At 64.7% G+C, this 26,481-nt stretch carries 21 protein-coding genes and 1 pseudogene; 4 read left to right on the forward strand and 18 right to left on the reverse strand.

Features of this window, described 5'->3' with window-relative positions:
- The first annotated feature begins 112 nt into the window (after positions 1-112).
- A complete protein-coding gene (locus ACQ4N9_RS14010) occupies positions 113-2,065 on the forward strand; it encodes a methyl-accepting chemotaxis protein (RefSeq protein WP_390965766.1) in 1,953 nt (650 codons plus the stop codon).
- Between the two features lie 124 nt (positions 2,066-2,189).
- On the opposite strand, the gene ACQ4N9_RS14015 is transcribed toward ACQ4N9_RS14010, so the two are convergent.
- From ACQ4N9_RS14015 to hutC, 14 genes are all read right to left on the reverse strand, one after another.
- Positions 2,190-2,924, reverse strand: a complete 735-nt coding sequence (locus ACQ4N9_RS14015) for an amino acid ABC transporter ATP-binding protein (protein ID WP_390966085.1) — start codon at positions 2,922-2,924, stop codon at positions 2,190-2,192.
- On the reverse strand, positions 2,917-3,879 hold the full coding sequence (locus tag ACQ4N9_RS14020) for an amino acid ABC transporter permease (RefSeq protein ID WP_390965764.1): 963 nt from the start codon (positions 3,877-3,879) through the stop codon (positions 2,917-2,919). Before ACQ4N9_RS14020 ends, ACQ4N9_RS14015 begins: the two co-directional genes overlap by 8 nt.
- A 233-nt stretch (positions 3,880-4,112) precedes the next feature.
- The gene (locus ACQ4N9_RS14025; protein ID WP_167409836.1) at positions 4,113-4,910 is read right to left on the reverse strand and encodes a transporter substrate-binding domain-containing protein; all 798 of its coding nucleotides are present in this window, start codon (positions 4,908-4,910) and stop codon (positions 4,113-4,115) included.
- A 259-nt stretch (positions 4,911-5,169) separates the two neighbouring features.
- Positions 5,170-7,737, reverse strand: a complete 2,568-nt coding sequence (gene mdoH, locus ACQ4N9_RS14030; protein ID WP_390965762.1) for a glucans biosynthesis glucosyltransferase MdoH — start codon at positions 7,735-7,737, stop codon at positions 5,170-5,172.
- The gene (locus tag ACQ4N9_RS14035) at positions 7,730-9,454 is read right to left on the reverse strand and encodes a glucan biosynthesis protein G (RefSeq protein ID WP_390965761.1); all 1,725 of its coding nucleotides are present in this window, start codon (positions 9,452-9,454) and stop codon (positions 7,730-7,732) included. Before ACQ4N9_RS14035 ends, mdoH begins: the two co-directional genes overlap by 8 nt.
- A gap of 263 nt (positions 9,455-9,717) precedes the next feature.
- The gene (gene dtd / locus ACQ4N9_RS14040) at positions 9,718-10,155 is read right to left on the reverse strand and encodes a D-aminoacyl-tRNA deacylase (protein WP_110994117.1); all 438 of its coding nucleotides are present in this window, start codon (positions 10,153-10,155) and stop codon (positions 9,718-9,720) included.
- Positions 10,152-11,123: a prolyl aminopeptidase gene (gene pip, locus ACQ4N9_RS14045; RefSeq protein ID WP_153787269.1), complete on the reverse strand. Its 972-nt coding sequence runs from the start codon at positions 11,121-11,123 to the stop codon at positions 10,152-10,154. The genes dtd and pip overlap by 4 nt, the downstream gene beginning before the upstream one ends.
- Before the next feature lie 510 nt (positions 11,124-11,633).
- Entirely contained in the window at positions 11,634-12,449 is an 816-nt protein-coding gene (hutG, locus tag ACQ4N9_RS14050; RefSeq protein ID WP_390965757.1) for an N-formylglutamate deformylase, read from the reverse strand.
- 10 nt (positions 12,450-12,459) lie between these two features.
- On the reverse strand, positions 12,460-13,665 hold the full coding sequence (gene hutI, locus ACQ4N9_RS14055; RefSeq protein ID WP_125860798.1) for an imidazolonepropionase: 1,206 nt from the start codon (positions 13,663-13,665) through the stop codon (positions 12,460-12,462).
- A gap of 15 nt (positions 13,666-13,680) precedes the next feature.
- Entirely contained in the window at positions 13,681-15,084 is a 1,404-nt protein-coding gene (locus ACQ4N9_RS14060) for an amino acid permease (RefSeq protein ID WP_390965755.1), read from the reverse strand.
- A 151-nt stretch (positions 15,085-15,235) separates the two neighbouring features.
- On the reverse strand, positions 15,236-16,768 hold the full coding sequence (gene hutH, locus ACQ4N9_RS14065; RefSeq protein WP_390965753.1) for a histidine ammonia-lyase: 1,533 nt from the start codon (positions 16,766-16,768) through the stop codon (positions 15,236-15,238).
- A 108-nt stretch (positions 16,769-16,876) separates the two neighbouring features.
- Positions 16,877-18,550, reverse strand: coding sequence for a urocanate hydratase (gene hutU, locus ACQ4N9_RS14070; protein WP_038706939.1), 1,674 nt, complete (start codon positions 18,548-18,550; stop codon positions 16,877-16,879).
- A gap of 255 nt (positions 18,551-18,805) precedes the next feature.
- Entirely contained in the window at positions 18,806-19,378 is a 573-nt protein-coding gene (locus ACQ4N9_RS14075) for a HutD/Ves family protein (protein ID WP_390965748.1), read from the reverse strand.
- Entirely contained in the window at positions 19,375-20,085 is a 711-nt protein-coding gene (hutC, locus tag ACQ4N9_RS14080) for a histidine utilization repressor (RefSeq protein ID WP_189654580.1), read from the reverse strand. The genes ACQ4N9_RS14075 and hutC overlap by 4 nt, the downstream gene beginning before the upstream one ends.
- Positions 20,086-20,230: 145 nt before the next feature.
- On the opposite strand from hutC, the gene ACQ4N9_RS14085 reads away from it, so the two are divergent.
- Complete coding sequence (locus ACQ4N9_RS14085; RefSeq protein WP_390965746.1) at positions 20,231-21,595, forward strand: formimidoylglutamate deiminase; 1,365 nt, start codon at positions 20,231-20,233, stop codon at positions 21,593-21,595.
- 89 nt (positions 21,596-21,684) lie between these two features.
- Here the strand turns inward: ACQ4N9_RS14085 and ACQ4N9_RS14090 are convergent, their stop codons facing one another.
- Positions 21,685-22,257 carry a lipocalin family protein gene (locus ACQ4N9_RS14090; protein ID WP_390965744.1) on the reverse strand — a complete coding sequence of 191 codons (573 nt, stop codon included), beginning with the start codon at positions 22,255-22,257 and terminating at the stop codon, positions 21,685-21,687.
- Positions 22,254-22,508: an outer membrane protein assembly factor BamE domain-containing protein gene (bamE, locus tag ACQ4N9_RS14095; RefSeq protein WP_079230016.1), complete on the reverse strand. Its 255-nt coding sequence runs from the start codon at positions 22,506-22,508 to the stop codon at positions 22,254-22,256. The genes ACQ4N9_RS14090 and bamE overlap by 4 nt, the downstream gene beginning before the upstream one ends.
- A gap of 229 nt (positions 22,509-22,737) precedes the next feature.
- Here bamE and ACQ4N9_RS14100 point away from each other — a divergent pair.
- A pseudogene (locus tag ACQ4N9_RS14100) lies at positions 22,738-23,775 on the forward strand (HAMP domain-containing protein); the annotation flags it as partial.
- A gap of 129 nt (positions 23,776-23,904) precedes the next feature.
- Positions 23,905-24,630, forward strand: a complete 726-nt coding sequence (locus ACQ4N9_RS14105) for a methyl-accepting chemotaxis protein (protein WP_371923757.1) — start codon at positions 23,905-23,907, stop codon at positions 24,628-24,630.
- A 129-nt stretch (positions 24,631-24,759) separates the two neighbouring features.
- Here the strand turns inward: ACQ4N9_RS14105 and ACQ4N9_RS14110 are convergent, their stop codons facing one another.
- Together ACQ4N9_RS14110 and ACQ4N9_RS14115 are read right to left on the reverse strand one after the other, a co-directional pair.
- Entirely contained in the window at positions 24,760-25,356 is a 597-nt protein-coding gene (locus ACQ4N9_RS14110) for a DUF924 family protein (protein WP_125860810.1), read from the reverse strand.
- Positions 25,357-25,359: 3 nt separating this feature from the next.
- Positions 25,360-26,370, reverse strand: a complete 1,011-nt coding sequence (locus ACQ4N9_RS14115; RefSeq protein WP_125465868.1) for a class 1 fructose-bisphosphatase — start codon at positions 26,368-26,370, stop codon at positions 25,360-25,362.
- Positions 26,371-26,481: the final 111 nt, after the last annotated feature.

The following is a 26,481-nucleotide window of genomic DNA, read 5'->3' on the forward strand; positions in this document are numbered from 1 at the left end:
GAAGGGAATCCTCCTACGCTATTCACAGGTACAGTCTTACGACCCCCCGGCCGATGAGCAGGATGTACACGCCCCGCGTCACGCAGGGCGCCCTCATCGCCGGAGACTCACCATGCTCGGACCGCTCAACCGCATGCTCGGCCACCTCAGCGTGCGCCTCAAGCTGGCCATGGGCTTTGCCCTGGTCCTGCTGCTCACCCTGCTGACCACCCTGACCGGCTGGCAGGCACTGGGTGATGCCATCGACCGCTCGGAAAAGCTCACCCAGATCGCCCAGCTCAACGATTTGGCCAAGGACCTGCGCGCCGAGCGCATCACCTTCCGCGTGCTCAACGACGATCAGAGCCGCACCCAGCTTGCCCAGACCATCAAGCAACTCGAAGCCTTGATCGAAACCATGCGCCCTCGCTACCTGTCCCCGGAGAACGTGCGCCTGATCGCCGAGAAGCGCGACTTGGTTGAGCGCTACCGGGGCGACTTCGAAAAACTGCAGCAGGCCGTGGCGACACGCCAGCAGCACCACGCAGCCCTGCAGCAGCAGGAGTCCGAACAGGACCAGCACATCAGCGCCCTGCAAGGTGAACTGGTCAAGCGCTTGAGCCAGCTCGACCAACCGGCCGCCCAGGGCCAGGCACTCACCCTGATCGATACGCTCAACCGCCATGTGGAAATGGCCAACCAGCGCGCCGCCATCCCGGCCTACCACAGCGACCCGCTGCAAGCGTTCGAGGGTGTCGGCCAACCCGCCATGGATGCAGCGCAAGCCACGCTCGGGCAACTCGACCAGTTGGTACGGCGCCTGGGCCTGGATGAACGCCTTACCGCCCCCGTTGCCGCCGGCCTGGCCCGCTACCGTGAGCAGTTGCGCCAGTACGCGCGCTCAGCGATTGCCGTGGAGTTGCTGCAGAACGACATGGAGCAGCTGGGCAACCAGATCACCACCAGCAGCCGCGAACTCAGCGACAACCAGGTCGAACTGCGCGACGAACAGGCGCTGGCCTCACGCAGCCTGATGACCAGCGTCGCCTTGCTGGCCCTGTTGATCGGCGGCTTGGCGGCGTGGCTGATCAGCCAACAGATCACCGTGCCGCTGAAACAGACCTTGCGTCAGGCCGAACGTATCGCCAAAGGCGACTTGAGCCAGATAGACGAGGTCACCCGCAGCGACGACCTTGGGCAACTGCAGGGCAGCATGCGCACCATGACCCTGAGCCTGCGTGAGCTGATGGGCGGTATCGACCATGGCGTCACCCGTTTGTCGCAAGCGGTGGACGAGTTAGCGACGGTCAGCGAGCAAACCCAGCACAGGGTCGGCCAGCAGAAGGAAGAGACCGACCAGGTGGCCACGGCGATGAACCAGATGAGCGCCACCGTGCAGGAAGTGGCACAGAACGCCGAACAGGCGTCGCAGGCCGCAACCACCGCCGATCACCAGGCGCAGCTGGGCGACCAGGTGGTGGGCCAGGCCATCGAACGCATCGAGCAGTTGGCCGGGCAGATGGAGCACTGCCAGCAGGCCATGGCCCACCTGGCTGAGGAGAGCCAGCGCATCGGCTCGATCCTCGATGTGATCAAGTCGGTGTCCGAGCAGACCAACCTGCTGGCGCTCAACGCGGCCATCGAGGCCGCGCGGGCCGGCGAGGCCGGGCGTGGCTTTGCCGTGGTCGCCGACGAGGTGCGTGGCCTGGCCCAGCGCACCCAGCAGTCGACCGAAGAGATCGAACAACTGATCGGCAACCTGCACAGCGGCACCGAGCAGGTCATGGGGCTGCTCGACGACAGCAAGCGCCTCACCGGGCAGAGCGTCGAGCTCAGCCGCAGGGCCGGTGAAGCGCTCGGGCAGATCACCTCCACCGTTTCGACCATCCAGGGCATGAACCAGCAGATCGCCACGGCCAGCGAAGAGCAGAGCGTGGTGGCGGAGCAGATCAACCGTAGTGTGATGAATGTGCGCGATGTGTCGGACCAGACCAGCACGGCCAGTGAGCAGACGGCGGCGTCCAGCGTTGAGTTGGGGCAGTTGGGGCGGGAATTGCGGGGGATGGTGGGGAGGTTCAGCCTTTGAAGCAGCTGCAAGCTACAAGCTACAAGCTACAAGCTACAAGCTGCAAGAAAAAGCACTACGCGTTGCCTGGGCATTCGCGGTTCGGCTTCTTCTTGTCGCTTGCGGCTTGCGGCTCGCAACTGCTTCAGAGCACCTGGCGCAGGAAGGCTTGCGCCCGCGGATCCTTCGGCGCGTCGAAGAACTGCCCGGGCGGCGAATCCTCCAGCAGCTTGCCGTGATCGAAGAACAGCACCCGGTCGGCCACTTCACGGGCGAAGCCCATTTCGTGGGTTACGCAGACCATGGTCATGCCCTCTTGGGCGAGGGTCTTCATCACGTCCAGCACCTCGCCGACCATTTCCGGGTCGAGCGCCGAGGTCGGCTCGTCGAACAGCATCACCTTGGGCTCCATCGCCAGGGCGCGGGCAATCGCCACCCGCTGCTGCTGGCCACCGGACAGGCGCGACGGGAACTCGTTGGCCTTCTGCGATATGCCGACCTTTTCCAGCAGCGCCCGGGCCTTGGCTTCACGCTCGGCCTTGCCGCGCTTGCGCACCACCTTCTGTGCCAGGCACAGGTTTTCCAGCACGGTCATGTGCGGGAACAGGTTGAAGTGCTGGAACACCATGCCGACTTCGCGGCGGTAGGCGTTGATGTCGGTCTTCGGGTCGGCCAGTTGCAGGCCGTCGATGGCGACATAGCCCTGGTCGAAGTGTTCCAGGCCGTTGAGGCAGCGCAGGAAGGTCGACTTGCCCGAACCGGACGGGCCGAGCACCACCACCACTTCGCCCTTGGCGACCTGGGTGGTGACGTTGTCCACCGCGCGCACCACCTGGCCACGGGTGTCGAAGACTTTCAGCAGGTCACGGACTTCAATCACTTTGCGCAAGCCTCCGCTCGAGCCGGCTGGCGATGTGCGACAGCGGCAGGTTGATCAGCAGGTACAGGCCAGCCACGCAGAACCAGATCTCGAAGGTCGAGAACGAAGTGGTGATGGCTTCGCGGCCGCTCTTGGTCAGCTCGGTGATGGCGATCACCGACACCAGCGAGGTGTCCTTGACCAGGCTGATGAACTGCCCGGCCAGCGGCGGCAGCACGCGCTTGAACGCCTGCGGCAGGATCACGTGGCGCATCGACTGGGCGCCGTTGAGGCCCAGCGAGCGTGCCGCCTCGTTCTGGCCCTTGGCGATCGACTGCACGCCGGCACGGACGATCTCGGCCACGTAGGCGCCAGTGAACAATGCCAGCGCCGCCACCCCAGCGAACTCGCGGCTCAGGTTGAGCACGGTGCCGATGAAGAAGTAGAAGATGAAGATCTGCACCAGCAACGGCGTGCCGCGCACCAGTTCGACGTAGACCGTGGACAGGTCACGCAGGGTCGGGTTGTTCGACAGCCGGCACAGCCCGGCAAACAGGCCGATCAGCAGGCCCAGGGCGCCGGAAATCACCGACAGCCAGAGCGTGGTCCACAGGCCCCAGGCCAGGGGCCCCGCAGCCCAATGGCGGGTGACGCCGATGGCATCGCCTTCGGCGACGTCGTCGCCACGGGCCAGCAGCATGCTGTCCTTGGCCACTTCGATCACCTGGGTGTCGCCGCTTTCATCCTTCAGGGTGACCCGGGCGTTGTCGCCGGACACCACGATTTCCTCGACCGTGCCTGGGTTGGCGGCACGCTGGGTTTCCTCGGCCTTGTAGGCGAAGTATTGCGGAACGCGGTTCCAGCGCCACTCATAGGAAATCATCGAGGTGGCCATGTACAGGCTGAACGCCAGGCCCAGCAGGACCAGCGCGGTCAGCCCATGCCAGGGCCACTGTGCTTTCTTGTGTTTGATCACGTGGGGTACTTCCGTAAATGCGAAACGCGCAAGGTGGGCTTCGGGGGCAGCCGGTCAGATCCTCTGCGCCTGGACCGGCCCCATCGCTGGCAAGCCAGCTCCCACAAGTACAGCGATGACTGTGGGAGCTGGCTTGCCAGCGATAGGGCCGGCCGGGACAGCGAGCAACTCAACCAACCACCCTCAGCACCACCTGCGCGTCGGGGTCAAAACCTGGGCTTGTGGCCTGGGCCTTATTCCATTTCCTTCAGCCAGTCCTTGTTCTTGAACCACTTGTCGTGGATACGATCGTAGGTCCCGTCATGCTTGATCTGGTGCAGGAAGTTGTTGATGAAGTTGATGCTGTCGTAGTCGCCTTTCTTCAGGCCGAAGGCCAGCGGCTCGTAGGTGAAGGGTTCTTCGAGGAACAGCAGCTTGCCGGCGCCGGCCTTCTCCACCGCCACCACGTTGTACGGCGCGTCGTAGACGAAGGCGTCAGCCTTGCCGTTGACCACGTCCATCACCGCTTCCTGCTCGTTGTCGTAGCCGTGGTACTTGGCTTTGCCGATCAGCTTCTTGGAAACCATCTCGCCGGTGGTGCCGAGCTTGGAGGTGATGCGGTACTTCTCGTTGTTCAGGTCTTTGTACGACTTGATCTCGCCCGCCAGTTCCTTGCGGATCAGCAGGGTCTGGCCGACCACGATGAAGGGTTCGCTGAAGTTCAGACGCAGGTTGCGCTCTTGAGTGAGGGTCATGCCGCTGCCGATGAAGTCGAACTTGTCGGTGAGCAGGGCCGGGATGATGCCGTCATAGGCGGTGGAGACGGTCTCCAGCTTGACGCCCATGGACTTGGCCATGGCCTTGAGGATGTCGACTTCGAAGCCGATGATCTCGCCGCGCTTGTTGGTCATCTCGAACGGCATGTAGGTCGGGTCCATGCCGACCCGCAGGGTGCCGCGCTTGACCGCGTCGTCGATGGCGCCGGCCTGGGCGGCGGTTACCGCGATGAGGGCGGTGGCACCGACCAGCAATCGCGACAGGTATTTCTTCATCATCACCAAGTCCCCTAGCAAGAAGTACGCAAAATTCTTTTTGTATGCACGGTCTGACAGACCGATGCGTAATGTCGCGTAGGATGCTAACGCATGCGCGGGCTGGGACCTAGCGCTCGGGGGGACTTTGTTGGCCAAAATCGAGAGCGGTCAGCGAAACCGCATGAAGGCATTCGCGGGTAAACCCGCTCCCACAGGGTTTGCGTCACCTGTGGGAGCGGGTTTACCCGCGAAGGGCCGCAAAGCGGCCCAAAGAGGCTTAAGCCAGGGCTGGCTGTGCCTGGCTCTCCGGATGCAACGGCAGCAACGGCGAGTGCGGGTCGTTGTCGATCGACGCACGCCACACATCGATCCACGCCGCGTTGTGCTCGGCCCAGACCTGCCCGTGCAGGCGCGACAGCGCCACCGGGTCGCTCAGCAAGGCCAGGCGGGTGTTGCCGTCCAGGCCTTTGGGGCCCACTTCCAGCGCCTTGGCCACGCGCTCGTCACGCAAGGTTTCGATCGCAGCGGACTGACCGTGGCGCGCAGTGGCCATGGCGCAGGCCAGGGCGTTCTGGCGCGGGTCGACCACTGCGCGGACGAAGCCGTCGTGCAGGGCGTGCCAGCGGTTCTCGTGGGTGTACTGGTCGGTGGCCAGCAGCTCCTGCGGCGTGGCGTACTCCTCGGGGATGAGGAACAGCTTCTCGTCCTTGGCCGCCAGGCCCAGGCGCGTGCGGCTGGAGATCACCGACACCGGGATCGACAGCAGCAGCGAGCCAACGATAGGCGCCAGCCACCACAGGAAGCTCGGGTTCAGCCAGGCCACCAGGGCGGCCCAGGCAAAGCCCAGCAGGGTCTGCGGGCCGTGGCGACGCACCGCTTCGCTCCACGGCGTGGAGTCGTCGTCACGCTGCGGCGAGTTCCAGGTCGCGGCCCAGCCGAGGAACGCGGCCAGTACGAAACGGGTGTGGAAGATCATCCGCACCGGCGCCAGCAGCATGGAGAACAGCATCTCCATCAGCATCGACAGGGTGACCTTGATGCGCCCGCCAAACTCGGTGGCGCCCTTGGCCCAGATCAGGATGACGCTGAGCAGCTTGGGCAGGAACAGCAGCACGATGGTGGTGGAGAACAGCGCGATGGCTTTCTCCGGGTGCCACTGCGGCCACAACGGGTAGAGCTGGAACGGCTCGATGAAGTACTGCGGCTCCATCAGGGTGTTGGTCGCCAGCAGCGCGGTCGACAGCACCAGGAACAGGAACCACAGCGGCGCCGACAGGTACGACATCACCCCGGTGAGGAACACCGCACGGTGCACCGGGTGCATGCCCTTGACCAGGAACAGGCGGAAGTTCATCAGGTTGCCGTGGCACCAGCGGCGGTCACGCTTGAGCTCGTCGAGCAGGTTCGGCGGCAATTCTTCGTAACTGCCCGGCAGGTCGTAGGCAATCCACACGCCCCAGCCGGCACGGCGCATCAGCGCGGCTTCGACGAAGTCGTGGGAGAGGATGGCACCGGCGAAGGCGCCCTTGCCGGGCAACGGCGCCAAGGCGCAGTGCTCGATGAACGGCTTCATGCGGATGATCGCGTTGTGGCCCCAGTAGTGCGACTCGCCCAGCTGCCAGAAGTGCAGGCCGGCGGTGAACAGCGGGCCATACACGCGGGTGGCGAACTGCTGCATGCGCGCATACAGGGTGTCCATGCCCGAAGCTTTCGGCCCGGTCTGGATGATGCCGGCGTCCGGGTTGGCCTCCATCAGGCGCACCAGGCTGCTCAGGCACTCGCCGCTCATGACGCTGTCGGCGTCGAGCACGACCATGTACTTGTACTCGCCACCCCAGCGACGGCAGAAGTCGTCGAGGTTGCCGCTCTTGCGCTTCACGCGGCGACGGCGGCGACGGTAGAAGATGCGGCCGAAGCCCTTGGCCTCACGGCACACGTCCAGCCAGGCCTGCTGTTCGGCCACGGCGATGTCGGTGTCGTTGGTGTCGCTGAGCACGAAGAAGTCGAAGCGGTCGAGGTTGCCGCTGGCAGCCACCGACTCGAAGGTGGCGCGCAGGCCGGCGAACACCCGTGGCACGTCTTCGTTGCAGATCGGCATCACCAGCGCGGTGCGCGCCTCGGCAGGGATCGGCTCGTTGCCGGCACTGCTGCCAGAGATGCGGTACTTGTCACGCCCGGTGAGCAGCTCGAGGAAGCCCATCAACGCGGTCCAGAAGCCCGCCGAAACCCAGCAGAACAGAATGCCGAAGAGAATCAGGATGGAGGTCTGCAGCGCGTAGGGCCACACCTGTACCACGGTGTCCCACAGCGGCTGGTGCAGCACTTCCTCGAGGTCGACGAACGACCAGCCCTGGTACGGCAGGATGCCCTTCATGTACCAGCCGGCGACGATGGTCTGGCCGATCATCAGGGTCAGCAGGATATAGCGGCGGATAGAGCCGACCGTGCGCCAGCGCGCCGGCGGCAGCTCGCGCTTGGGCGGCTGCGGGGCGTTGGTGCGGCCGGTCATGCGCCGCCACATGCGGATCAGCACGTTGGTGCGCCACGGCTCGGGCACGACCTTGGTGCGCTTGATCGGCGGGGCGATCTTCAGGCACAGCCGCCCGCTGCCGTCGACGCCGAGCATTTCGGCCTCTTCCAGCTCGGCGGCGCTGCCGACGGTAAGACGGGAGCCCACCGAGGCCTGCACGGCCTCGGCGGTGCCGGCGGCCGGGTTGGCCGCCAGACGTTGGTGCAGCTCGTCGAACGAGGTGCAGCTGGCGAGTTCCGCGCGCTGCTCGTCGCTCAGGGGGAGATGGGCCAGGTATTCGCCAAGCGATTCCGGCCTTGCGCTTGAGTTACTCATCGGCAGGCAACTGATAGCTCCAGGTCTCGGTCAGCACTTTTTCGGTGGTGGCCGGGGTACCGGTGGTGGATGCCGCGTCGGCGGCGGGTTGCTCGGCCTTGGCTTTCTCGGCCTTGGCCTGGGCGTGCTTGGCCGCAGCCTTGTCCTGTTTGGTTTCCTTGGCGGGCTTCGGTTGCTCGACCGGAACGTCACGCAGCAGCGCGGCGCGCATCTCGGTGGCCTTCTTCGGATCCTGCACCTTCAGGCGCAGGGTGAGACGCCAGCCTTTGGTCTCGGGGTTGTAACGCAGGTTGTTCTCGACCACTTCGGCGTTGTCGCCGACGCTGACCTGGCTGCGTACGGCGGTATCTGCCGGCAGTGCCGCCAGGTTCGGGCCGACGAAATCGACCAGCAGGGCGACGCTGCCGTCGGTCTGGCGGATCAGGTTGGACTGCTTGACGTCACCGGCGGAGCGCAGGGTCTGCTTGACCCAGCCCAGTTCCTGGGAGTGCAACTGGTCTTCCTTGATGGTCCAGCGCAGGCGGTAGTCGTATTCGAACGGCTTGCCTGGCTCAGGCAGGGTTTCCGGGCTCCAGAACGCAACGATGTTGTCGTTGGTTTCGTCGGCGGTCGGGATCTCGACCAGGTCGACGGTGCCTTTGCCCCAGTCGCCTTTCGGCTCGATCCAGGCGCTCGGGCGCTTCTCGTATTCGTCGTCGAGGTCTTCGTAGTCGCTGAAGTCGCGCTGGCGCTGCAGCAGGCCGAAACCACGCGGGTTCTCGACACTGAAGTTGCTCACGGCCAGGTGTTTCGGGTTGTTCAGCGGGCGCCACAGCCACTCGCCGTTGCCGGCATGGATCGCCAGGCCTTCGGAGTCGTGCAGGGCCGGGCGGTAGTTCATGATCTTCGACGGCTGGTTGGGGCCGAACAGGTACATGCTGGTCAGCGGGGCAACGCCCAGGCGGCTGACGTGGTCACGCAGGTAGACGCGCGACTTGACGTCGACCACGGTGTCTTCACCCGGACGCAGGGTGAGCTTGTAGGCACCGGTGGAACGCGGCGAGTCGAGCAGGGCGTAGATCACCAGGTGCTTGTCGGTCGGCTTCGGCTTCTCGATCCAGAACTCGGTGAAGCGCGGGAATTCCTCACCCGACGGCAGCGCGGTGTCGATGGCCAGGCCACGGGCCGACAGGCCATAGCGGTGGCCCTTGCCGACCACGCGGAAATAGCTGGCGCCCAGCAGGGTCATGATCTCGTCCTGCTTGTCGGCCTTGTTGATCGGGTAGAGCACCCGGAAGCCGGCGTAGCCGAGGTTCTTGGTGGCGTCGGGGTCATGCGGCACGTCACCGAACTCGAAGCGGCTCGGGTCGTACTTGATCTCTTCGACTTTCTTGGCGCTGATCTGGTTGATCTTGACCGGCGTGTCAAAGTGCATGCCCTGGTGGTAGAACGAGAGCTTGAACGGCGTCTTGTCCTTGGCCCACTCGGCTTTTTCCTGCAGGAAGCGGATCTTCTGGTAGTCGGCGTACTTCATGTCGCGGAACACCGGCGGCAGGTTGCTCTTCGGTGCTTCGTACTTCTGGCCGGCCAGATCCTTTGCCTTGGCTGCAACATCATCCAGATTGAATGCCCACAACTGGCCCGCGCTCATCAGGCCGACCAGCGCGACGCCGGCGATCATCGCCTTGCGCAGCCGAGTGCTGGGGATTCTTGGTGCAAAACTGGGGCTTACAATCACGAGCAATCCTCGCCGAAAACAGATCATGAAACCAACGGCCAGCGACCAATGCCGGGTTGGCGAGCACTGTTCGGACCCCGTGAGGGCGTAATGATTCCCCAAACGGATCCAGACAATACTCGGGTCAAAGTGAAACGAACCTGCGAACGCAGGTTCAAGCAGCGCGCGATTATCCAGCAGGTCGCGTTACAACGCATCAGGCTGGAGTAACTATTTATCGTACAAAACCCCTTGTTTTCCTACAAACAAGGGGTTTTTTGACCTCATATTTGTAACATAAATGTTACCGGGCCATCATTCACCAGATGCACCTGCATGTCTGCACCGAAGCGACCGCTCGCCACCTCGGGGTGCTGGCGCTGTGCCTGCTGCAAAAGATAGTCGAAAAGCTCGGCGCCGAGGGCCGGCGGCGCGGCCGTCGAAAAGCTCGGGCGCATGCCATTGCGGGTATCTGCGGCCAGGGTGAACTGCGACACCAGCAGCAAGCCGCCGCCGACATCCTTGAGCGAGCGGTTCATCTTGCCCTGCTCGTCACTGAATACCCGATAGTTAAGCAGCTTGTGCAACAGCTTGTCGGCGTGCTCGGGCGAATCTTCAGGCTCGACCGCGACCAATGCCAGCAGGCCCTGGTCGATGGCGCCGACGATCTCCCCGGCCACTTCGACCCGGGCGCCGCGCACGCGCTGAATCAGGCCCTTCATGCCTCTTCCAAAGGCAGGTCGAGCAGGCGCCGTGCCATCTGGTCGGCGGCACGCACCAGGGCGTCGGTGATGCCTGGCTCGGAGGCGGCGTGGCCGGCATCGCGAATCACCTTGAGCTCGCTGTTCGGCCAGGCCTGGTGCAGTTCCCAGGCGTTGTCCAGCGGGCAGATCACGTCGTAGCGGCCATGCACGATCACCGCCGGCAGGTGGGCGATCTTCGGGATGTCGCGGATCAGCTGGTTTTCTTCGAGGAAGGCGTTGTTGGTGAAGTAGTGGCATTCGATGCGGGCGATCGACAGCGCTCGCTGCGGTTCGGAGAAACGGTCGACCACCAGCGGGTTCGGGCGCAGCGTCGCAGTGCGGCCTTCCCAGGTCGACCAGGCCTTGGCGGCGTGCATCTGGGCGATCTGGTCGTTGCCGGTGAGGCGCTTGTGGAAAGCCTTGACCAGGTCGCCGCGCTCTTCCGGCGGAATCGGCGCGATGTAGTCCTGCCAGTAGTCGGGGAACAGGCGGCTGGCGCCTTCCTGGTAGAACCAGCTGATTTCCTGCGGGCGGCACAGGAAGATGCCACGCAGGATCAGGCCGTGCACGCGCTCGGGGTGGGTCTGGGCGTAGGCCAGGGCCAGGGTCGAACCCCAGGAGCCGCCGAACAGCACCCACTTGTCGATACCCAGGTGCTCACGGATACGCTCGAGGTCTTCGACCAGGTGCCAGGTGGTGTTGTTCTCCAGGCTCGCATGGGGCGTGGAACGGCCACAGCCGCGCTGGTCGAAGGTGATGATGCGGTACAGGTTGGGGTCGAAGTAGCAGCGGCTCTGGGCATCGCAACCGGCGCCCGGGCCGCCGTGGATGAACACCACCGGCAGACCTTCCGGCGAACCGCTTTCATCGACATACAGCACATGCGGCGCTTCCACGGCCAGATCGTGCCGGGCGTAGGGTTTGATCTGCGGGTAGAGGGTCTGCATTGCGCACTCCGTGTGAGGAATTATTCTGCCGTTGGGCATCATAAACCTGAATTGCGCGAAGAGCATGTGTCCGTGTGAAACGTCGGGGTTTTGGGGTTGTTGGCGATGGGGGGAGTGGTGGGGCGTGATGCCTTCGAAGGCATGGTTTGGGATTGCGTCAGGGCTGGCAGGTGTTCGACAAGGGATCTTCAGCGCCCTCGAGATCGAGCGCCGCCCGCGCGGCGCATCGCTGGCAAGCCAGCTCCCACATCTGTTTCGGGCCAATTATGCCTGTGAGGGTACCGCTGCCCGCCTTGGTGCATGTCTCAAGTCAGGCGAGGCGCCAGTGGTGCCCACCTCAATACCGCGTCGTACCCACAAGGCGGACAGCGATGAAATCACAGGAGTGACTGGCCCGAAACAGATGTGGGAGCTGGCTTGCCAGCGATGCGCCGCGCGGGCGGCGCTCGATTTCATAGGCGCCGAAAGGGTCGTGGCGAACACCTGCCAGCCCTGACGCGGTCGACCGCCCTACCCTCGAGAACCACCTTGGTACCGCTCTTCACCCCACGCCAGCACCGTCTCCAGCAACTGCCGCAGCACCACCTGCGTCGGCTGTGCCAGATCTTCGCGATAGCCGAACGGCTCCACCTCATTCATATAGGTGCACTGCCCCAGTTCCAGCTGCACGGCATGGATGTGATTGGCCGGATCACCATAGTGGCGAGTGATGTGCCCGCCTTTGAAGCGGCCATTGAGCACATGGGTATAGGCCGGGAACTCGGCGCAAACACCCTGCAGCCGCTCAGCCAATACCGGATCGCAACTGGCGCCATTAAAGGTCCCCAGATTGAAATCCGGCAATTTGCCGTCAAACAGATGCGGTATTACCGACCGAATCGAGTGCGCATCCCACAGCAACGCATAACCAAACTCCTCACGCATCCGCGCCAGCTCACGACGAATCGTGTCGTGGTACGGCCGCCAGATCTGCTCCAGGTACACGGCCCGCTGCTCGACGCTGGGCGCCTGGCCTTCCTTGAACAACGGCTCCCCCTCGAACAGCGTCGCCGGATACAACCCGGTAGTAGCCCCGGCGTACAACGGCTTGTCGTCATCCGGCCGGTTCAGGTCGATGACGAACCGCGAATACTCCGCCGCTACCACACTGGCCCCCAACTCGCGGGCAAAGTCGTACAGCTGCGGAATATGCCAATCGGTGTCAGGCAGGCTACGCGCCGCATCAACCAGGCCATCACGCACCGCGTCGGTCAGGCCGAGCCCGGCATGGGGCATGCTGATCAGCAGCGGCAGGCGGCCCTGGTGGAAACTCAATACCTTGTCCATGTCGCCTCGCTCAGTGGGTTATCTCGTGACCCAGGCGCACCACGCGCTTGGGCAGGTCGCCGCCGAGCCAGTAGCTGAGGTCGGCGGGGCGCTCGATCTGCCAGGCGACGAAGTCCGCCACCTTGCCGGCTTCCAGCGAGCCATGGCTGTCGCCCAGGCCCAGTGCCGTGGCGGCATGCACGGTGACGCCGGCCAGCGCCTCTTCCGGGGTCATGCGGAAACAGGTGCAGCCCATGTTCAGCATCAGGCGCAGCGACAACCCCGGCGATGTGCCTGGGTTGAGGTCACTGGCCAGGGCAATCTTCACCCCATGACGGCGCAGGGCCTCCATGGGCGGCAGCTGGGTTTCACGCAGGAAGTAGAAGGCCCCCGGCAGCAGCACGGCGACGGTGCCGGCCTCGGCCATGGCGATGGCATCTTCCTCGGTCATGAACTCCAGGTGGTCGGCCGACAGTGCCTGGTAACGCGCCGCCAGGCTCGAGCCATGCAGTGACGACAGCTGCTCGGCATGCAGCTTGACCGGCAGCCCCAACTCCCGCGCCTTGATGAACAGGCGTTCGACCTGGGCCGGAGAGAACGCCAGGTGTTCGCAGAACGCATCTACCGCATCCACCAGGCCCTCGGCCGCCAGCGCCGGGAGCATTTCGTCGCAGATGTGGGCAATGTAGTCGTCCGCCCTGCCCGCGTACTCCGGCGGCAGCGCATGGGCCGCCAGGCAGGTGCTGCGCACAGTCAGTGGCAGCGCCTCGCCCAGGCGCCGGGCCACGCGCAGCATCTTGCGCTCGTTGGCCAGGTCCAGGCCGTAGCCAGACTTGATCTCGAGCGTGGTGACGCCATCGCGCATCAGCGCCAGCACGCGCTGCCGGGCACTGGCGAACAGCGCGTCCTCGCTGGCCGCGCGGGTGGCCCGCACGGTGCTGGCGATGCCGCCGCCCTGGGCGGCGATCTCGGCGTAGCTGACGCCCTGCAGGCGCTGTTCGAACTCACCGCTGCGGTTGCCACCGAAGACCGCGTGGCTGTGGCAGTCGATCAAGCCGGGGGTGACCCAGGCATTGCCCAGGTCCACCGTGCGCTCGGCCGCAACCGGCGGCAGTTCACCCCGTGGGCCGATCCATTCGATCAAGCCGTCGTGGGTGACGATGGCCGCGTCCTCGATGATCGAGTAACGGCCCTCGGCCATGGTTGCTGCATGGCAGTGCTGCCAGAGGGTTCTCATTTGCAATCTCCTGAACTAGCGGTGCAGCTCGGCCGCTGCCTGGGCCGACCCGCCCTGCCCTGCCCGCGGCTTGCACCACAGCAGGTAGGACGCGACCAGGAACACCACCCAGATCACGCCGACGATCAATGCCGCCTGGGTATCCGGGAAGTAACCGAGCACACCGAAGATGAACACCATGAAGGCGATGGCCAGGGCCGGGCCATAGGGCCAGAACGGTACCGGGAACTTCAGTTGCGCCACCTGCTCACGGCTCATGCTGCGCCGCATGGCCACCTGGGTGACCAGGATCATCAGCCACACCCACACGGTAGCAAAGGTGGCGATGGACGCGATCAGCAGGAACACGTTTTCCGGGATCAGGTAGTTGAGCAGCACGCCGATCAGCAGCGCCCCGCCCATGACGACCACGGTCATCCACGGCACGCCGTGCCTGGACAGCTTGCCGAAGCCACGCGGCGCCTGGCCGTGCTGGGACAGGCCGTACATCATGCGGCCAGCGCCGAAGATGTCGCTGTTGATCGCCGAAATGGCTGCCGAAATCACCACGACGTTGAGCACCGCTGCCGCCGAGCCAATCCCCAGGTTGCTGAAGATCTGCACGAACGGGCTGCCTTGGCTGCCGATCTGTGGCCAGGGGTACAGGCACATCAGCACGAACAGGGTCAGCACGTAGAACAGCAGGATGCGCAGCGGCACGGCGTTGATCGCCTTCGGGATGACGCGTTGCGGGTCTTTCGCCTCACCGGCGGTAACGCCGATGATCTCGATGCCGCCGAAGGCGAACATCACCACGGCGAACGAGGCGATCAGGCCGCTGACACCATTGGGCATGAAGCCGCCATGCTCGAACAGGTTGCTCACGCCGACAGCGTGGCCTGTGCCCACCTGGCTGAAACCGAAGGCCATGATGCCTAAGCCTGCGAGGATCATCGCGACGATGGCGCCGACCTTGAGCAGCGACAGCCAGAACTCCATCTCGCCGAACACCTTGACGTTGCACAGGTTCAGGCCGCCGATCAGGAACACGATGCCCAGTACCCAGATCCAACGGGCGACTTCGGGGAACCAGAAGCCCATGTAGATACCGAAGGCGGTCACGTCGGCGATGGCGACGATGACCATCTCGAACGCGTAGGTCCAACCGAGGATGAAGCCAGCCATGGGGCCGAGGTAGGTACTGGCATAGTGGCCGAAGGAGCCGGCCACCGGGTTGTGCACGGCCATCTCGCCGAGGGCGCGCATGACCATGAAGACAGCGGCGCCACCGATCAGGTAGGCCAGCAGCACGGCTGGCCCGGCCATCTGGATGGCCGAGGCGGAGCCGTAGAAAAGCCCGGTACCGATTGCCGAACCGAGCGCCATGAAACGGATATGCCGGGCAGATAGCCCGCGGGTGAGGCCTTGAGCTTGTTGCATGTCACGTCCCTATATTGTTCTTGTGGTCGTGATGTCTGGATGGGGTCTGCTGCGCAGCCCTTCGCGGGTAAACCCGCTCCCACAGAGGTTGCGCTGAACCTGTGGGAGCGGGTTTACCCGCGAAGGGGCCGCAAAGCGGCCCCCGAGGGCATTACAGGCTTGGCAGGACGCCGGCCGGCAGCAGGCCGGTCAAGGTGCCTTTGGCCAGCAGCGCGGCGGCTGCCTCGATATCCGGCGAGAAGAAGCGGTCGCGGTCATAGTGCGGCACTTCACGGCGCAGAGCCTGACGCGCCTGCTCAAGCTTGGCGGAGGTCTTCAGGCCTTTGCGCAGGTCCAGGCCCTGGCAGGCACCCAACCACTCGATAGCGATCACGCCACGGGTGTTCTCGGCCATTTCCCACAGACGCTTGCCGGCAGCCGGGGCCATCGACACGTGGTCTTCCTGGTTAGCAGAAGTTGGCAGGCTGTCGACGCTGTGCGGGTGCGACAGCGCCTTGTTCTCGCTGGCCAGCGCGGCGGCGGTGACCTGGGCGATCATGAAGCCGGAGTTGACCCCACCGTTTTCCACCAGGAATGGCGGCAGCTGGGACATGTGCTTGTCCATCATCAGCGAGATGCGGCGCTCGCTCAGCGAACCGATCTCGGCGATGGCCAGGGCCAGGTTGTCGGCGGCCATGGCCACCGGCTCTGCGTGGAAGTTGCCACCGGAAATCACGTCGCCTTCGGCGGCGAATACCAGCGGGTTGTCCGACACGGCGTTGGCTTCGATGCCCAGCACTTCGGCGGCCTGGCGGATCTGGGTCAGGCAGGCACCCATGACCTGTGGCTGGCAGCGCAGGGAGTACGGGTCCTGGACCTTGTCGCAGTTCTTGTGCGACAGCGACACTTCACTGGAATCGCCCAGCAGGTCGCGGAAGCAGGCGGCGGTGTCGATCTGGCCACGCTGGCCACGCACTTCATGGATACGGGCGTCGAACGGCGAACGCGAACCCAGTGCGGCTTCAACGCTCAGGCCACCACAGGCGATGGCTGCGGCGTACAGGTCTTCGGCCTGGAACAGGCCGCGCAGGGCGTAGGCGGTGGAAGCCTGGGTACCGTTGAGCAGGGCCAGGCCCTCTTTCGCAGCCAGGGTCAGTGGCTCCAGGCCGGCAACGGCCAGGGCCTCGGTAGCGTTCAGCCACTGGCCCTTGTAGCGGGCCTTGCCTTCGCCCAGCAGTACCAGCGACATGTGCGCCAGCGGGGCCAGGTCGCCGGAGGCGCCAACCGAACCTTTGAGCGGGATGTGTGGGTAGACTTCGGCGTTGACCAGGGCGATCAGGGCGTCGATGACTTTGCGGCGAATGCCGGAGAAACCACGGCTGAGGCTGTTGATCTTCAGCACCATGATCAGGCGCACCAGGTCGTCGTCCAGCGGCGCGCCGATACCGGCGGCGTGGGACAGCACCAGCGAGCGCTGCAGGTTTTCCAAGTCATGGCTGGCGATGCGGGTCGAGGCCAGCAGGCCGAAACCGGTGTTGATGCCGTAGGCGGTACGGTCTTCGGCAATGATCTGCTCGACACAGGCGACGCTGGCGTCGATGGCCGGGGCGGCGCTGGCATCCAGTTGCAGGCGCACGGGCGCGGCATGAATGGCGCGCAGCTGGGCCAGGGTCAGGGTGCCAGGCTTGAGGGTCAGTTCGGTCACTTCGCTACTCCAATCGCTTGTGGCCGCAGGCCCTGTGTTCAGGGTGCCCGCAGGCCACTTCTTGTTGTTCAGTATCACCCTTGTGGGGTGCGATCCAAAGCGCGGCAATCAGCCGGTGATCATTGGCAGGTCGAGGCCCTGCTCCTTGGCGCAGTCGATGGCGATCTGGTAACCGGCATCGGCGTGGCGCATCACGCCGGTGCCCGGGTCGTTGGTCAGTACGCGGGCGATCCGCTCGGCCGCCTCGTCGGTACCGTCACAGACGATGACCATGCCCGAGTGCTGGGAGAAGCCCATGCCCACGCCACCGCCGTGGTGCAGCGAAACCCAGGTGGCGCCGCCTGCGGTGTTGAGCAGGGCGTTGAGCAGCGGCCAGTCGGAGACCGCGTCGGAGCCGTCGCGCATGGCTTCGGTTTCACGGTTGGGGCTGGATACCGAGCCCGAGTCCAGGTGGTCGCGGCCGATGACGACCGGCGCCGACAGCTCGCCGCTGCGGACCATTTCGTTGAAGGCCAGGCCCAGCTTGGCGCGCAGGCCCAGGCCAACCCAGCAGATACGGGCCGGCAGGCCCTGGAAGCTGATGCGCTCGCGGGCCATGTCCAGCCAGCGGTGCAGGTGGGCGTCGTCCGGGATCAGTTCCTTGACCTTGGCGTCGGTCTTGTAGATGTCCTCGGCGTCACCGGACAGCGCAGCCCAGCGGAACGGGCCGACACCGCGGCAGAACAGCGGGCGGATATAGGCCGGGACGAAGCCTGGGAAGTCGAAGGCGTTGGCCACGCCTTCTTCCTTGGCCATCTGGCGGATGTTGTTGCCGTAGTCGAAGGTCGGGATGCCCTGTTTCTGGAAGTCGAGCATGGCTTGCACGTGCACGGCCATCGATTGCTTGGCGGCCTTGACCACGCCAGCCGGGTCGGTCACTGCGCGGTCGCGGTACTGCTCCCAGGTCCAGCCGGCTGGCAGGTAGCCGTTGAGCGGGTCGTGGGCGCTGGTCTGGTCGGTGACCATGTCCGGGCGCACGCCACGCTTGACCAGCTCTGGCAGGATTTCGGCGGCGTTGCCGTGCAGGGCGATGGAGATGGCCTTGCCTTCGGCGGTGTACTTGGCGATGCGGGCCAGGGCGTCGTCGAGGTCGGTGGCCTGCTCATCGACGTAGCGGGTTTCCAGGCGGAAATCGATGCGGCTCTGCTGGCATTCGATGTTCAGCGAGCAGGCACCGGCCAGGGTCGCGGCCAGTGGCTGGGCACCGCCCATGCCGCCCAAGCCTGCGGTCAGTACCCACTTGCCTTTCAGGCTGCCGTTGTAGTGCTGGCGGCCGGCTTCGACGAAGGTTTCGTAGGTGCCCTGGACGATGCCCTGGCTGCCGATGTAGATCCAGCTGCCGGCGGTCATCTGGCCGTACATGGCCAGGCCCTTGGCATCCAGTTCGTTGAAGTGTTCCCAGTTGGCCCAGTGCGGCACCAGGTTGGAGTTGGCGATCAGCACGCGCGGGGCGTTGCTGTGGGTCTTGAACACGCCGACCGGCTTGCCCGACTGCACCAGCAGGGTTTCGTCGTCTTCCAGGCGGGTCAGGGTCTCGACGATCTTGTCGTAGCACTCCCAGTTACGCGCGGCACGGCCGATGCCGCCGTACACCACCAGTTCCTTGGGGTTTTCGGCGACCTGCGGGTCGAGGTTGTTCATCAGCATGCGCAGCGGCGCTTCGGTCAGCCAGCTTTTGGCGGTCAGCTTGTTGCCACGCGGGGCACGGATTTCAACGTCACGGTATTTGTTGTTGTCAGTCACGGGGATGTCCTCTGCGGTCATGCGACGGCATGTGTGTGTGTCGTGGTGCTATACAAACACATCTTTACTTGTATGTACAAGCATGGACAACCAAAATAATCAGACCATTCCTCGGAAGATTTCAGAAAGCAGAAGGGCCGCTTCGCGCCCCTTTCGTGGCACAAGGCCGCTCCTACAGGGAGTCGTGAACTCCTGTAGGAGCGGCCTTGTGCCACGAAAGGGCTGCGAAGCGGCCCCAATTCACAAAACTCGAATTCAGCGCGGCATCAGCTCGATCAGGCAGAACCGCCCCTGCACGTCCAGCGCCAGCAACCCTTCGTTGCCCTCCAGGCGCAAACAGTCATACCGGCCCAGCTGCTGGGGCTCGTGCCCGGTCAGCCCGACTTCCACGTGATTGCTCGCGGCAAACAGCAACACCGTCGAGGCCGAGCTGAACAGCCGGCTGGTGCCATCGAACCACTGCAACCGTGCGTGATAACGCTGCGGCGCATAGATCAGGTTGAAATCCCGGATCGCCCCACCCAGCAGCTCGCAGCCAACCTGGCTCTCGCCGCTGAAGGCGAAGGCGTCGAATGGCAGCAGGGGCCGGCTGGCTTGGCCATCGACCAGCAGGCGCATGCCATCGCCCTGCAGCACGGTGATGATGCGCTGGTAACCGGCGAAGGTGGAAAAGCCGCCGGACGCTTCGATGTCGGCGATCGACAGGCGCCAGCCGAAGCCGTCCAGGCCGTCGCCGGCATCGCGGGTGATCTCTTCGGTGAAACCGCCACCGTTCTTCCAGGGCATGCGCGGGTAATCCTGCGCACGCAACAACTGCAACGCACTCATTTACTGAATCGTCCTTCCAGGCGATGACGGGAACCGGGGTGGATCAGGCGCGCGGCGGTGACCGGCTGGCGACCCGACCAGGTGCGGCGGCGGATCAACAGACAGGGCTCGCCACGCTCGATCTGCAGCAGCTGGCACTCATCGGGCTCGGCAAGGATGGCCTCGACCACGTGCTCGCCTTCGGTGAGCGGTGCCACCTGCGACAGGTAGGCGTAAGGCGTCTGCCGGGTGAAGTCCTGCTTGAGGTAGTCCGGGGCGATGGCGGCGTTGACGTAACGGTCCTCGATCTGCACCGGCACGCCGTTCTCGTAATGCACGATCAGCGAGTGGAATACCCGCTGGCCTTCACGCATGTCCAGGGCCAGGGCACGCTCGGAGCCGGCGGCCTCTTCGGCCAGAGTGACCACCTGGCAGCTGTGCTGGTGGCCGCGACCGGCGATCTCGTCGGCGATGTTGTTGACCTCGAACAACGCCGAGCGGCTCTTCGGCTCGGCGACGAAGGTGCCGACGCCCTGCATGCGCACCAGCAGCCCTTCGGCAGTGAGCTCACGCAGGGCACGGTTGATGGTCATGCGGCTGAAACCCAGCTCGCTGACCAGCTCGCTCTCCGACGGCACCCGGTGATGCGGCGGCCAGCTGCCGTTTTCGATCTGCTGGGCGATCATCTGCTTGACCCGGGCATACAGCGGCGCCGGCCCTTCGCCCATCTGGGCAACCAGCGCGGAGACAGGAGGTGTCGGCACGGCGTTGAATCCTTGTACGGTTGGAGTGAACGGTAGCTTGCCGGAGTTTACCCGGCAGGCAAACGGCTGTATATGTATATACAAGTTAAACAATAACAGGATTTCACCGATGTCCGCCTATTTCGCCGAACGCGCCCTGCTACCCACGGGCTGGGCCCGCAATGTCCGCCTGGAGGTCGCCGCCGATGGCCGGCTGACGGCGGTCGAGGCCAATGCCAGCGCCGAGGGCGCCGAGCGCCTGGCCGGCCCGCTGCTGCCGGGTATGCCCAACCTGCACTCGCACGCGTTCCAGCGGGCTATGGCGGGGCTGGCGGAAGTGGCCGGCAACCCCAACGACAGCTTCTGGACCTGGCGCGACCTGATGTACCGCCTGGTGGGGCGCATCACCCCAGAGCAGTTGCAGGTCATCGCCCGTCAGCTGTACATCGAGATGCTCAAGGCCGGCTACACCTCGGTGGCCGAATTCCACTATGTGCACCATGACCACAACGGCCAGCGCTACGCCGACCCGGCCGAGTTGTCCCGGCGCATCAGCGCCGCGGCCGCCGCCAGCGGCATCGGCCTGACCCTGCTGCCGGTGCTGTACAGCCACTCGGGCTTCGGCGGGCAAGCACCCAACGACGGGCAACGGCGCTTCATCAACTCCACCGAGCAGTACCTGGCGCTGCAGCAACAGCTCGCCCCCGTGCTGGCCGCGCAGCCGGCGCAACAGCTGGGGCTGTGCTTCCACTCCCTGCGTGCGGTGACGCCCGGGCAGATCGCCGAGGTGCTCGGCGCCAGCGACAAACAGTGCCCGGTCCATATCCATATTGCCGAGCAACAGAAGGAAGTCGACGACTGCCTGGCCTGGAGCGGCCTGCGCCCCTTGCAATGGCTGTATGAGCACACCGAGGTCGATTCACGCTGGTGCCTGGTGCATGCCACCCACGCCGAGCCCGACGAAGTCACCGCCATGGCCCGCAGCGGCGCGATCGCCGGCCTGTGCCTGACCACCGAGGCGAACCTGGGCGATGGTATTTTCCCGGCGGTGGACTACCTGGCCCAGGGCGGGCGCATGGGGATCGGCTCTGACAGCCACGTGTCGCTGAGCGTGGTCGAAGAGCTGCGCTGGCTGGAATACGGCCAGCGCCTGCGCGACCAGCGCCGCAACCGCCTGTACCGCACCGATCAGCCGATGGTCGGGCGCACCTTGTACGACGCCGCGCTGGTGGGCGGCGCCCAGGCGCTGGGCCAGCCGATCGGCGAACTGGCCGTGGGCAAGCGCGCGGACTGGCTGGTGCTGGACGGGCAGGACCCGTACCTGGCCGTGGCGGACGGCGACGCCATCCTCAACCGCTGGCTGTTTGCAGGCGGCGATCGTCAGGTGCGCGATGTGATGGTCAATGGGCAGTGGGTGGTGCGCCAGGGGCGGCATGGGCAGGAAGCAGAGAGTGCGCTGGCGTTTGGCGAGGTGCTGCGCCAGTTGCTGGGCTAATTGAAGGGCCATTCGCGGGTAAACCCGCTCCCACAGGCTAGTGTAGATCCTGTGGGAGCGGGTTTACCCGCGAAGCATTTAACGCGATTTCAATGCCGGGCAACGATTTCCTTGTCCGCCGTGCGCCAGATCAGCCGACGGGTGTCATACCCCTGCTGGCGCGCCTTGGCCAGCAGGTTCTCGCGCTCCCACGCCGGCAACGACGGCGTGCGCGACAAAATCCACAGGTACTTGCGGTCCGGGCTGCCGACGATCGCGGTGCGGTAACGCTCGTCGACGAACAGAATCCAGTAGTCACCCTTGGCCACACCCGGCACCAGGCGAGTGAACCAGTTGTCGAACTCCACCCACAGCTTGTCGGTATGCCCGGGCTGTTGCGCGGTGGCATGGCCTTCGGCGCGCAGCCACTCGTCACCCAGGGTACGGCAGCGGTTGAGCACGCCCACCGTGCCGTCGGGCTTGAGGTTGTAATGGGCCTCGGACTGGGCGCAGCCGTCCTGGTACTTCATCGGCAAGCGCGCCAGTTCGAACCATTTACCCTGATAACGCTTGAGGTCCACCGCACCTGCGGTCTTCGGTGCCAGCGGGTCGGTGGCGGACGTCGCGCAGCCACCCAGCAGCATCACCAGGCACACACTCAACAGCAGGTGCAGACGCCTCATTTGAGGCCCTGCCCGGAGTACATCAAGACTTTGTCCGCCGCGTACTGCACGCTGATGAAGCTCTTCTCGTCACCCCAGGTGCAGCTGCTCATGCCCAGCGCGCCGGAGCACTCGGTGGGCGTGCCGAGCAGTTGCTCAACCTCGGCCTTGTTCATGCCGGCCTTGAGTTTGGAATAGTTTTCCTGGTTGATCTTGCTGCAGGCAGTCAGGACGACGCACAAGGACAACAGGGCGAGGGAACGCAACGACATGAAAGTGACACTCCTGGAGGTGGATACACAGGTTCTGAGAGGCCTGCTGGGAGCTTAGAAGGGAAAAAGGGCTCGCGGTTCCCTGCCATCCGAGGTTTTCCTGCCGCACCGCCAGTCGGTATCTGCGCAAACGATTAATGTTTTTTCCAGCACTGACGACACAGCTTCCGACGGTGTGGCTTTTCGCCGCACCTGCCCTCCTCCGTGCCCGTGCGCAGACTTTCTAAAAATGACCAAGAACCTCAAGTTCAGCCACAAGATCCTGCTGGCTGCCGCCCTGGTGGTGGCCGTTGCCTTCACCTGTTTCGTGCTGTTCAACGATTACCGACAACGCCAGTCCCTGCGCAGTGACACGGAGGCCACTCTGCAGGACCTGGGCAACCTCACCGCCGGTAACATCCGCAATTGGCTCGACAGCCGTATCCAGTTGCTCAACACCCTGGCCCAGCAGGTCGCCGTGGACGGCCCGGGCAAAGCCAGCCTGGACCGCAGCCTGGCGCTGCCGGTGTACGCCAACAACTTCATGCTCACATACTTCGGCGGCCAGGACGGCAGCATGCAGTCGGTGCCGGTAGGCAGCCGCGCCGCCGACTACGACCCGCGCGTGCGCGGCTGGTACAAGGCGGCCACTGCCGCCGGCCAGACCATCGTCACCGAGCCGTACATCTCGGCCTCGGCCGGCAAGCTGGTGATCACCCTGGCCACCCCGGTGCAGCAAGCCGGCCGCCTGATCGGCGTGAGTGGCGTCGACACCGACCTGCAAACCATCAGCAACTTGATCAACACCCTCGACTTCGACGGCCGTGGCCACGCCTTCATCGTCAACGGCGAGGGCAAGATCCTCATCCACCCCAAGGGCGAACTGGCGCTCAAGGCCCTCAGCGACGTCTACCCGGCCAACACTCCGCGCATCGGCAGTGGCCTGAAAGAAGTCGAGGTCGATGGCCGCAAGCAGTTCATCAGCTTCACCCATGTCGACGGTGTGCCGTCGGCGGACTGGTACGTGGCGCTGGTACTCGACCAGGACGCAGCCTTCGCCATGCTCGGCGAACTGCGTACTTCGGCGGTGGTGGCAACCTTGATCGCGGTAATCGTGATCATCGCCCTGCTCGGCCTGCTGATCCGCGTGCTGATGGAGCCGCTGCACGTGATGGGCCGCGCCATGCATGACATCGCCGAAGGCGAAGGCGACCTGACCCGGCGCCTGAAGATTCACGCCCAGGACGAGTTCGGCAGCCTGGCGCAGTCGTTCAACCGCTTCGTCGAGCGTATCCACGAATCGATCCGCGAAGTGGCCTCGGCCACTGGCCAGGTCAATAGCGTGGCGGGCCAGGTGGTCAGCGCCTCCAACGCCTCGATCCACAATGCCGACCAGCAGTCCAGCCGCACCAGCAGCGTGGCCGCGGCGATCAACCAGCTCGGCGCCGCCGCCCAGGAGATCGCCCAGAACGCCGCCCTGGCCTCGCAGCACTCCAGCGCCGCGCGTGGCCTGGCCGAGGAAGGCCAGCAGGTGGTCGGCGAGACCATCGAGGTGATGAACCAGCTGTCGGCGCGCATCAGCGATGCCAGCGGCAACATCGAGACGCTGAACAACCACACGGTGAACATCGGCCAGATCCTCGATGTGATCAGTGGCATCTCGCAGCAGACCAACCTGCTGGCGCTCAACGCCGCCATCGAAGCCGCCCGCGCGGGCGAGGCCGGCCGTGGCTTTGCCGTGGTGGCCGATGAGGTACGCAACCTGGCCCATCGCACCCAGGATTCGGCGCAGCAGGTGCAGCGCCTGATCGAGGAGTTGCAGGCCGGCGCGCAGATGGCCGTGAGCACCATGAACCAGAGCCAGCAGCACAGCGACCGCAGCGTCGGCATCGCCAACCAGGCCGGCGAACGCCTGGGCAGCGTCACCCAGCGCATCGGCGAGATCGACGGCATGAACCAGTCGGTGGCCACCGCCACCGAAGAGCAGACGGCCGTGGTCGAGTCGATCAATGTCGACATCACCGAGATCAATACGTTGAATCAGGAAGGGGTGCACAACCTGCAGAGCACCTTGCGTGCCTGCACCGACCTGGAGCACCAGGTGGAGCGGTTGAAGCATCTGGTGGGGAGTTTCAGGATCTGAAACCGCCGGGGCCGCTTCGCGGCCCATCGCTGGCAAGCCAGCTCCCACAGAGATATCGCTAACATTGTGGGAGCTGGCTTGTCGTGGCGACGAACCGCAGCGATGGGCCTGCGCAGCAGGCCCAGCTATTCAGAAGCGGGACCCAGGCTCCAGCAAGAAATCCATCTCCTCGCTAGTGCTCGGCCGCTCCAGCAACAGGTTGCGGTGCGGGAAGCGCCCGAACCGGGCAATCACTCGCTGATGCTGCTGGGCATAGTCGAGGAAGCCTTCGAACAACCGGCGATTCGCCTCCGGCTGTTCACCCAGCAAGATCTGATAGCGCTCGACGCACAGGTTCTGCCAGTCCAGCACCTCGGCATGCTCCAGCACCAGCAGCACGAACACCCGCTGGATCGGCAGCAGCTGGTAGTCCCAACCCTTCTGCAAACCCTGCATGGCCACCACCTGCGCCCGCCGGTCGCCCTCGAAGGCGCGCGGCGTGTCGCGGTGGATCATGCGCGGCAGCTGATCCAACAGGATCAGCAAGCCGAGCCAGCCCTGCGGGCTCTGCTGCCACTCGTCGAGGCCGCCCGCCAGGGCGTGCTCCATCAGGTCGCCGAACAGCGCCTGGGCTTCGGCATCGTGATGCTTGCCGAACCACAGCGTGCTCTTCTCGTCAGCCACGGCCTGGGGGCTGCTACCCCAACCGAACCACCACTCCAGCAACGGCTGCCAAGGTGCGAGCATGGTTTACTCCTTGTGGTACGCGGTGACGCGCTCGACCTCTTCTTTCGAGCCGAGGATCACCGACACGCGCTGGTGCAGGCCCTCTGGCTTGATGTCGAGGATGCGCTGGTAACCGTCGGTGGACGCACCGCCGGCCTGTTCGATGATGAACGACATCGGGTTGGCTTCGTACATCAGGCGCAGCTTGCCCGGCTTGCTTGGGTCGCGGGCGTCGCGTGGGTACATGAACAGGCCGCCACGGGTCAGGATGCGGTGCACGTCGGCCACCATCGAGGCGATCCAGCGCATGTTGTAGTTCTTCTTCAGCGGGCCGGTCTCACCGGCCAGCAGCTCGCCCACGTAGCGCTGAATCGGAGCTTCCCAGTGGCGCTGGTTGGACATGTTGATGGCGAATTCGGCGGTGCTTTCCGGCACGCGGATGTTCTCGTGGGTGAGCACGAAGCTGCCCAGCTCGCGGTCCAGGGTGAAGCCCTTGACGCCATTGCCCAGGGTGAGGATCAGCATGGTCTGCGGGCCATAGATGGCATAACCGGCGGCGACCTGCTCGGTGCCTGGCTGCAGGAAGGCGTTCTCGTTGAGGCTTTCGTTCTGGCTCAGGTATTGGTTAGGGCAACGCAGCACCGAGAAGATGGTGCCGACCGAGACGTTGACGTCGATGTTCGACGAACCGTCCAGCGGGTCGAAGACCAGCAGGTAGGCACCTTTGGGGTACTTGCCCGGGATCTGGTAGGCGTTGTCCATCTCTTCGGAGGCCATGCCGGCCAGGTGGCCGCCCCACTCGTTGGCTTCGAGCAGGATGTCGTTGGAGATGACGTCGAGCTTCTTCTGCACTTCGCCCTGTACGTTTTCGGTGCCCATGCTGCCCAGGACGCCACCCAGCGCGCCTTTGGAGACGTGATGGCTGATTTCCTTGCACGCACGCGCCACCACTTCGATCAGGAAGCGCAGATCGGCAGGGGTGTTGTTGCTGCGGGTCTGCTCAATCAGATAGCGACTCAGGGTAACGCGGGACATGTATGGCTCCGAAAAGGAAAGGGGGAGAAAAACCCCCGCAGTTTACAGGGAGTGTTGCGGGCTAGCGAGCAAAGAGACTCGTTGGGCGACGTTGAGTTCAGCTCGCCGAGG

The sequence above is a fragment of the Pseudomonas sp. ES1 genome, assembly GCF_050586605.1.
Classification (GTDB): domain Bacteria; phylum Pseudomonadota; class Gammaproteobacteria; order Pseudomonadales; family Pseudomonadaceae; genus Aquipseudomonas; species Aquipseudomonas sichuanensis.

What these genes read in the sequence shown, in the direction of transcription:
- ACQ4N9_RS14010 (WP_390965766.1), top strand. Translation starts at nt 113, where the DNA reads ATGCTCGGACCGCTCAACCGCATGCTCGGCCACCTCAGCGTGCGCCTC.
- ACQ4N9_RS14025 (WP_167409836.1), bottom strand. Translation starts at nt 4,910, where the DNA reads ATGAAGAAATACCTGTCGCGATTGCTGGTCGGTGCCACCGCCCTCATC.
- mdoH (WP_390965762.1), bottom strand. Translation starts at nt 7,737, where the DNA reads ATGAGTAACTCAAGCGCAAGGCCGGAATCGCTTGGCGAATACCTGGCC.
- dtd (WP_110994117.1), bottom strand. Translation starts at nt 10,155, where the DNA reads ATGAAGGGCCTGATTCAGCGCGTGCGCGGCGCCCGGGTCGAAGTGGCC.
- pip (WP_153787269.1), bottom strand. Translation starts at nt 11,123, where the DNA reads ATGCAGACCCTCTACCCGCAGATCAAACCCTACGCCCGGCACGATCTG.
- hutG (WP_390965757.1), bottom strand. Translation starts at nt 12,449, where the DNA reads ATGGACAAGGTATTGAGTTTCCACCAGGGCCGCCTGCCGCTGCTGATC.
- hutI (WP_125860798.1), bottom strand. Translation starts at nt 13,665, where the DNA reads ATGAGAACCCTCTGGCAGCACTGCCATGCAGCAACCATGGCCGAGGGC.
- ACQ4N9_RS14060 (WP_390965755.1), bottom strand. Translation starts at nt 15,084, where the DNA reads ATGCAACAAGCTCAAGGCCTCACCCGCGGGCTATCTGCCCGGCATATC.
- ACQ4N9_RS14075 (WP_390965748.1), bottom strand. Translation starts at nt 19,378, where the DNA reads ATGAGTGCGTTGCAGTTGTTGCGTGCGCAGGATTACCCGCGCATGCCC.
- hutC (WP_189654580.1), bottom strand. Translation starts at nt 20,085, where the DNA reads ATGGGCGAAGGGCCGGCGCCGCTGTATGCCCGGGTCAAGCAGATGATC.
- ACQ4N9_RS14085 (WP_390965746.1), top strand. Translation starts at nt 20,231, where the DNA reads ATGTCCGCCTATTTCGCCGAACGCGCCCTGCTACCCACGGGCTGGGCC.
- ACQ4N9_RS14090 (WP_390965744.1), bottom strand. Translation starts at nt 22,257, where the DNA reads ATGAGGCGTCTGCACCTGCTGTTGAGTGTGTGCCTGGTGATGCTGCTG.
- bamE (WP_079230016.1), bottom strand. Translation starts at nt 22,508, where the DNA reads ATGTCGTTGCGTTCCCTCGCCCTGTTGTCCTTGTGCGTCGTCCTGACT.
- ACQ4N9_RS14110 (WP_125860810.1), bottom strand. Translation starts at nt 25,356, where the DNA reads ATGCTCGCACCTTGGCAGCCGTTGCTGGAGTGGTGGTTCGGTTGGGGT.
- ACQ4N9_RS14115 (WP_125465868.1), bottom strand. Translation starts at nt 26,370, where the DNA reads ATGTCCCGCGTTACCCTGAGTCGCTATCTGATTGAGCAGACCCGCAGC.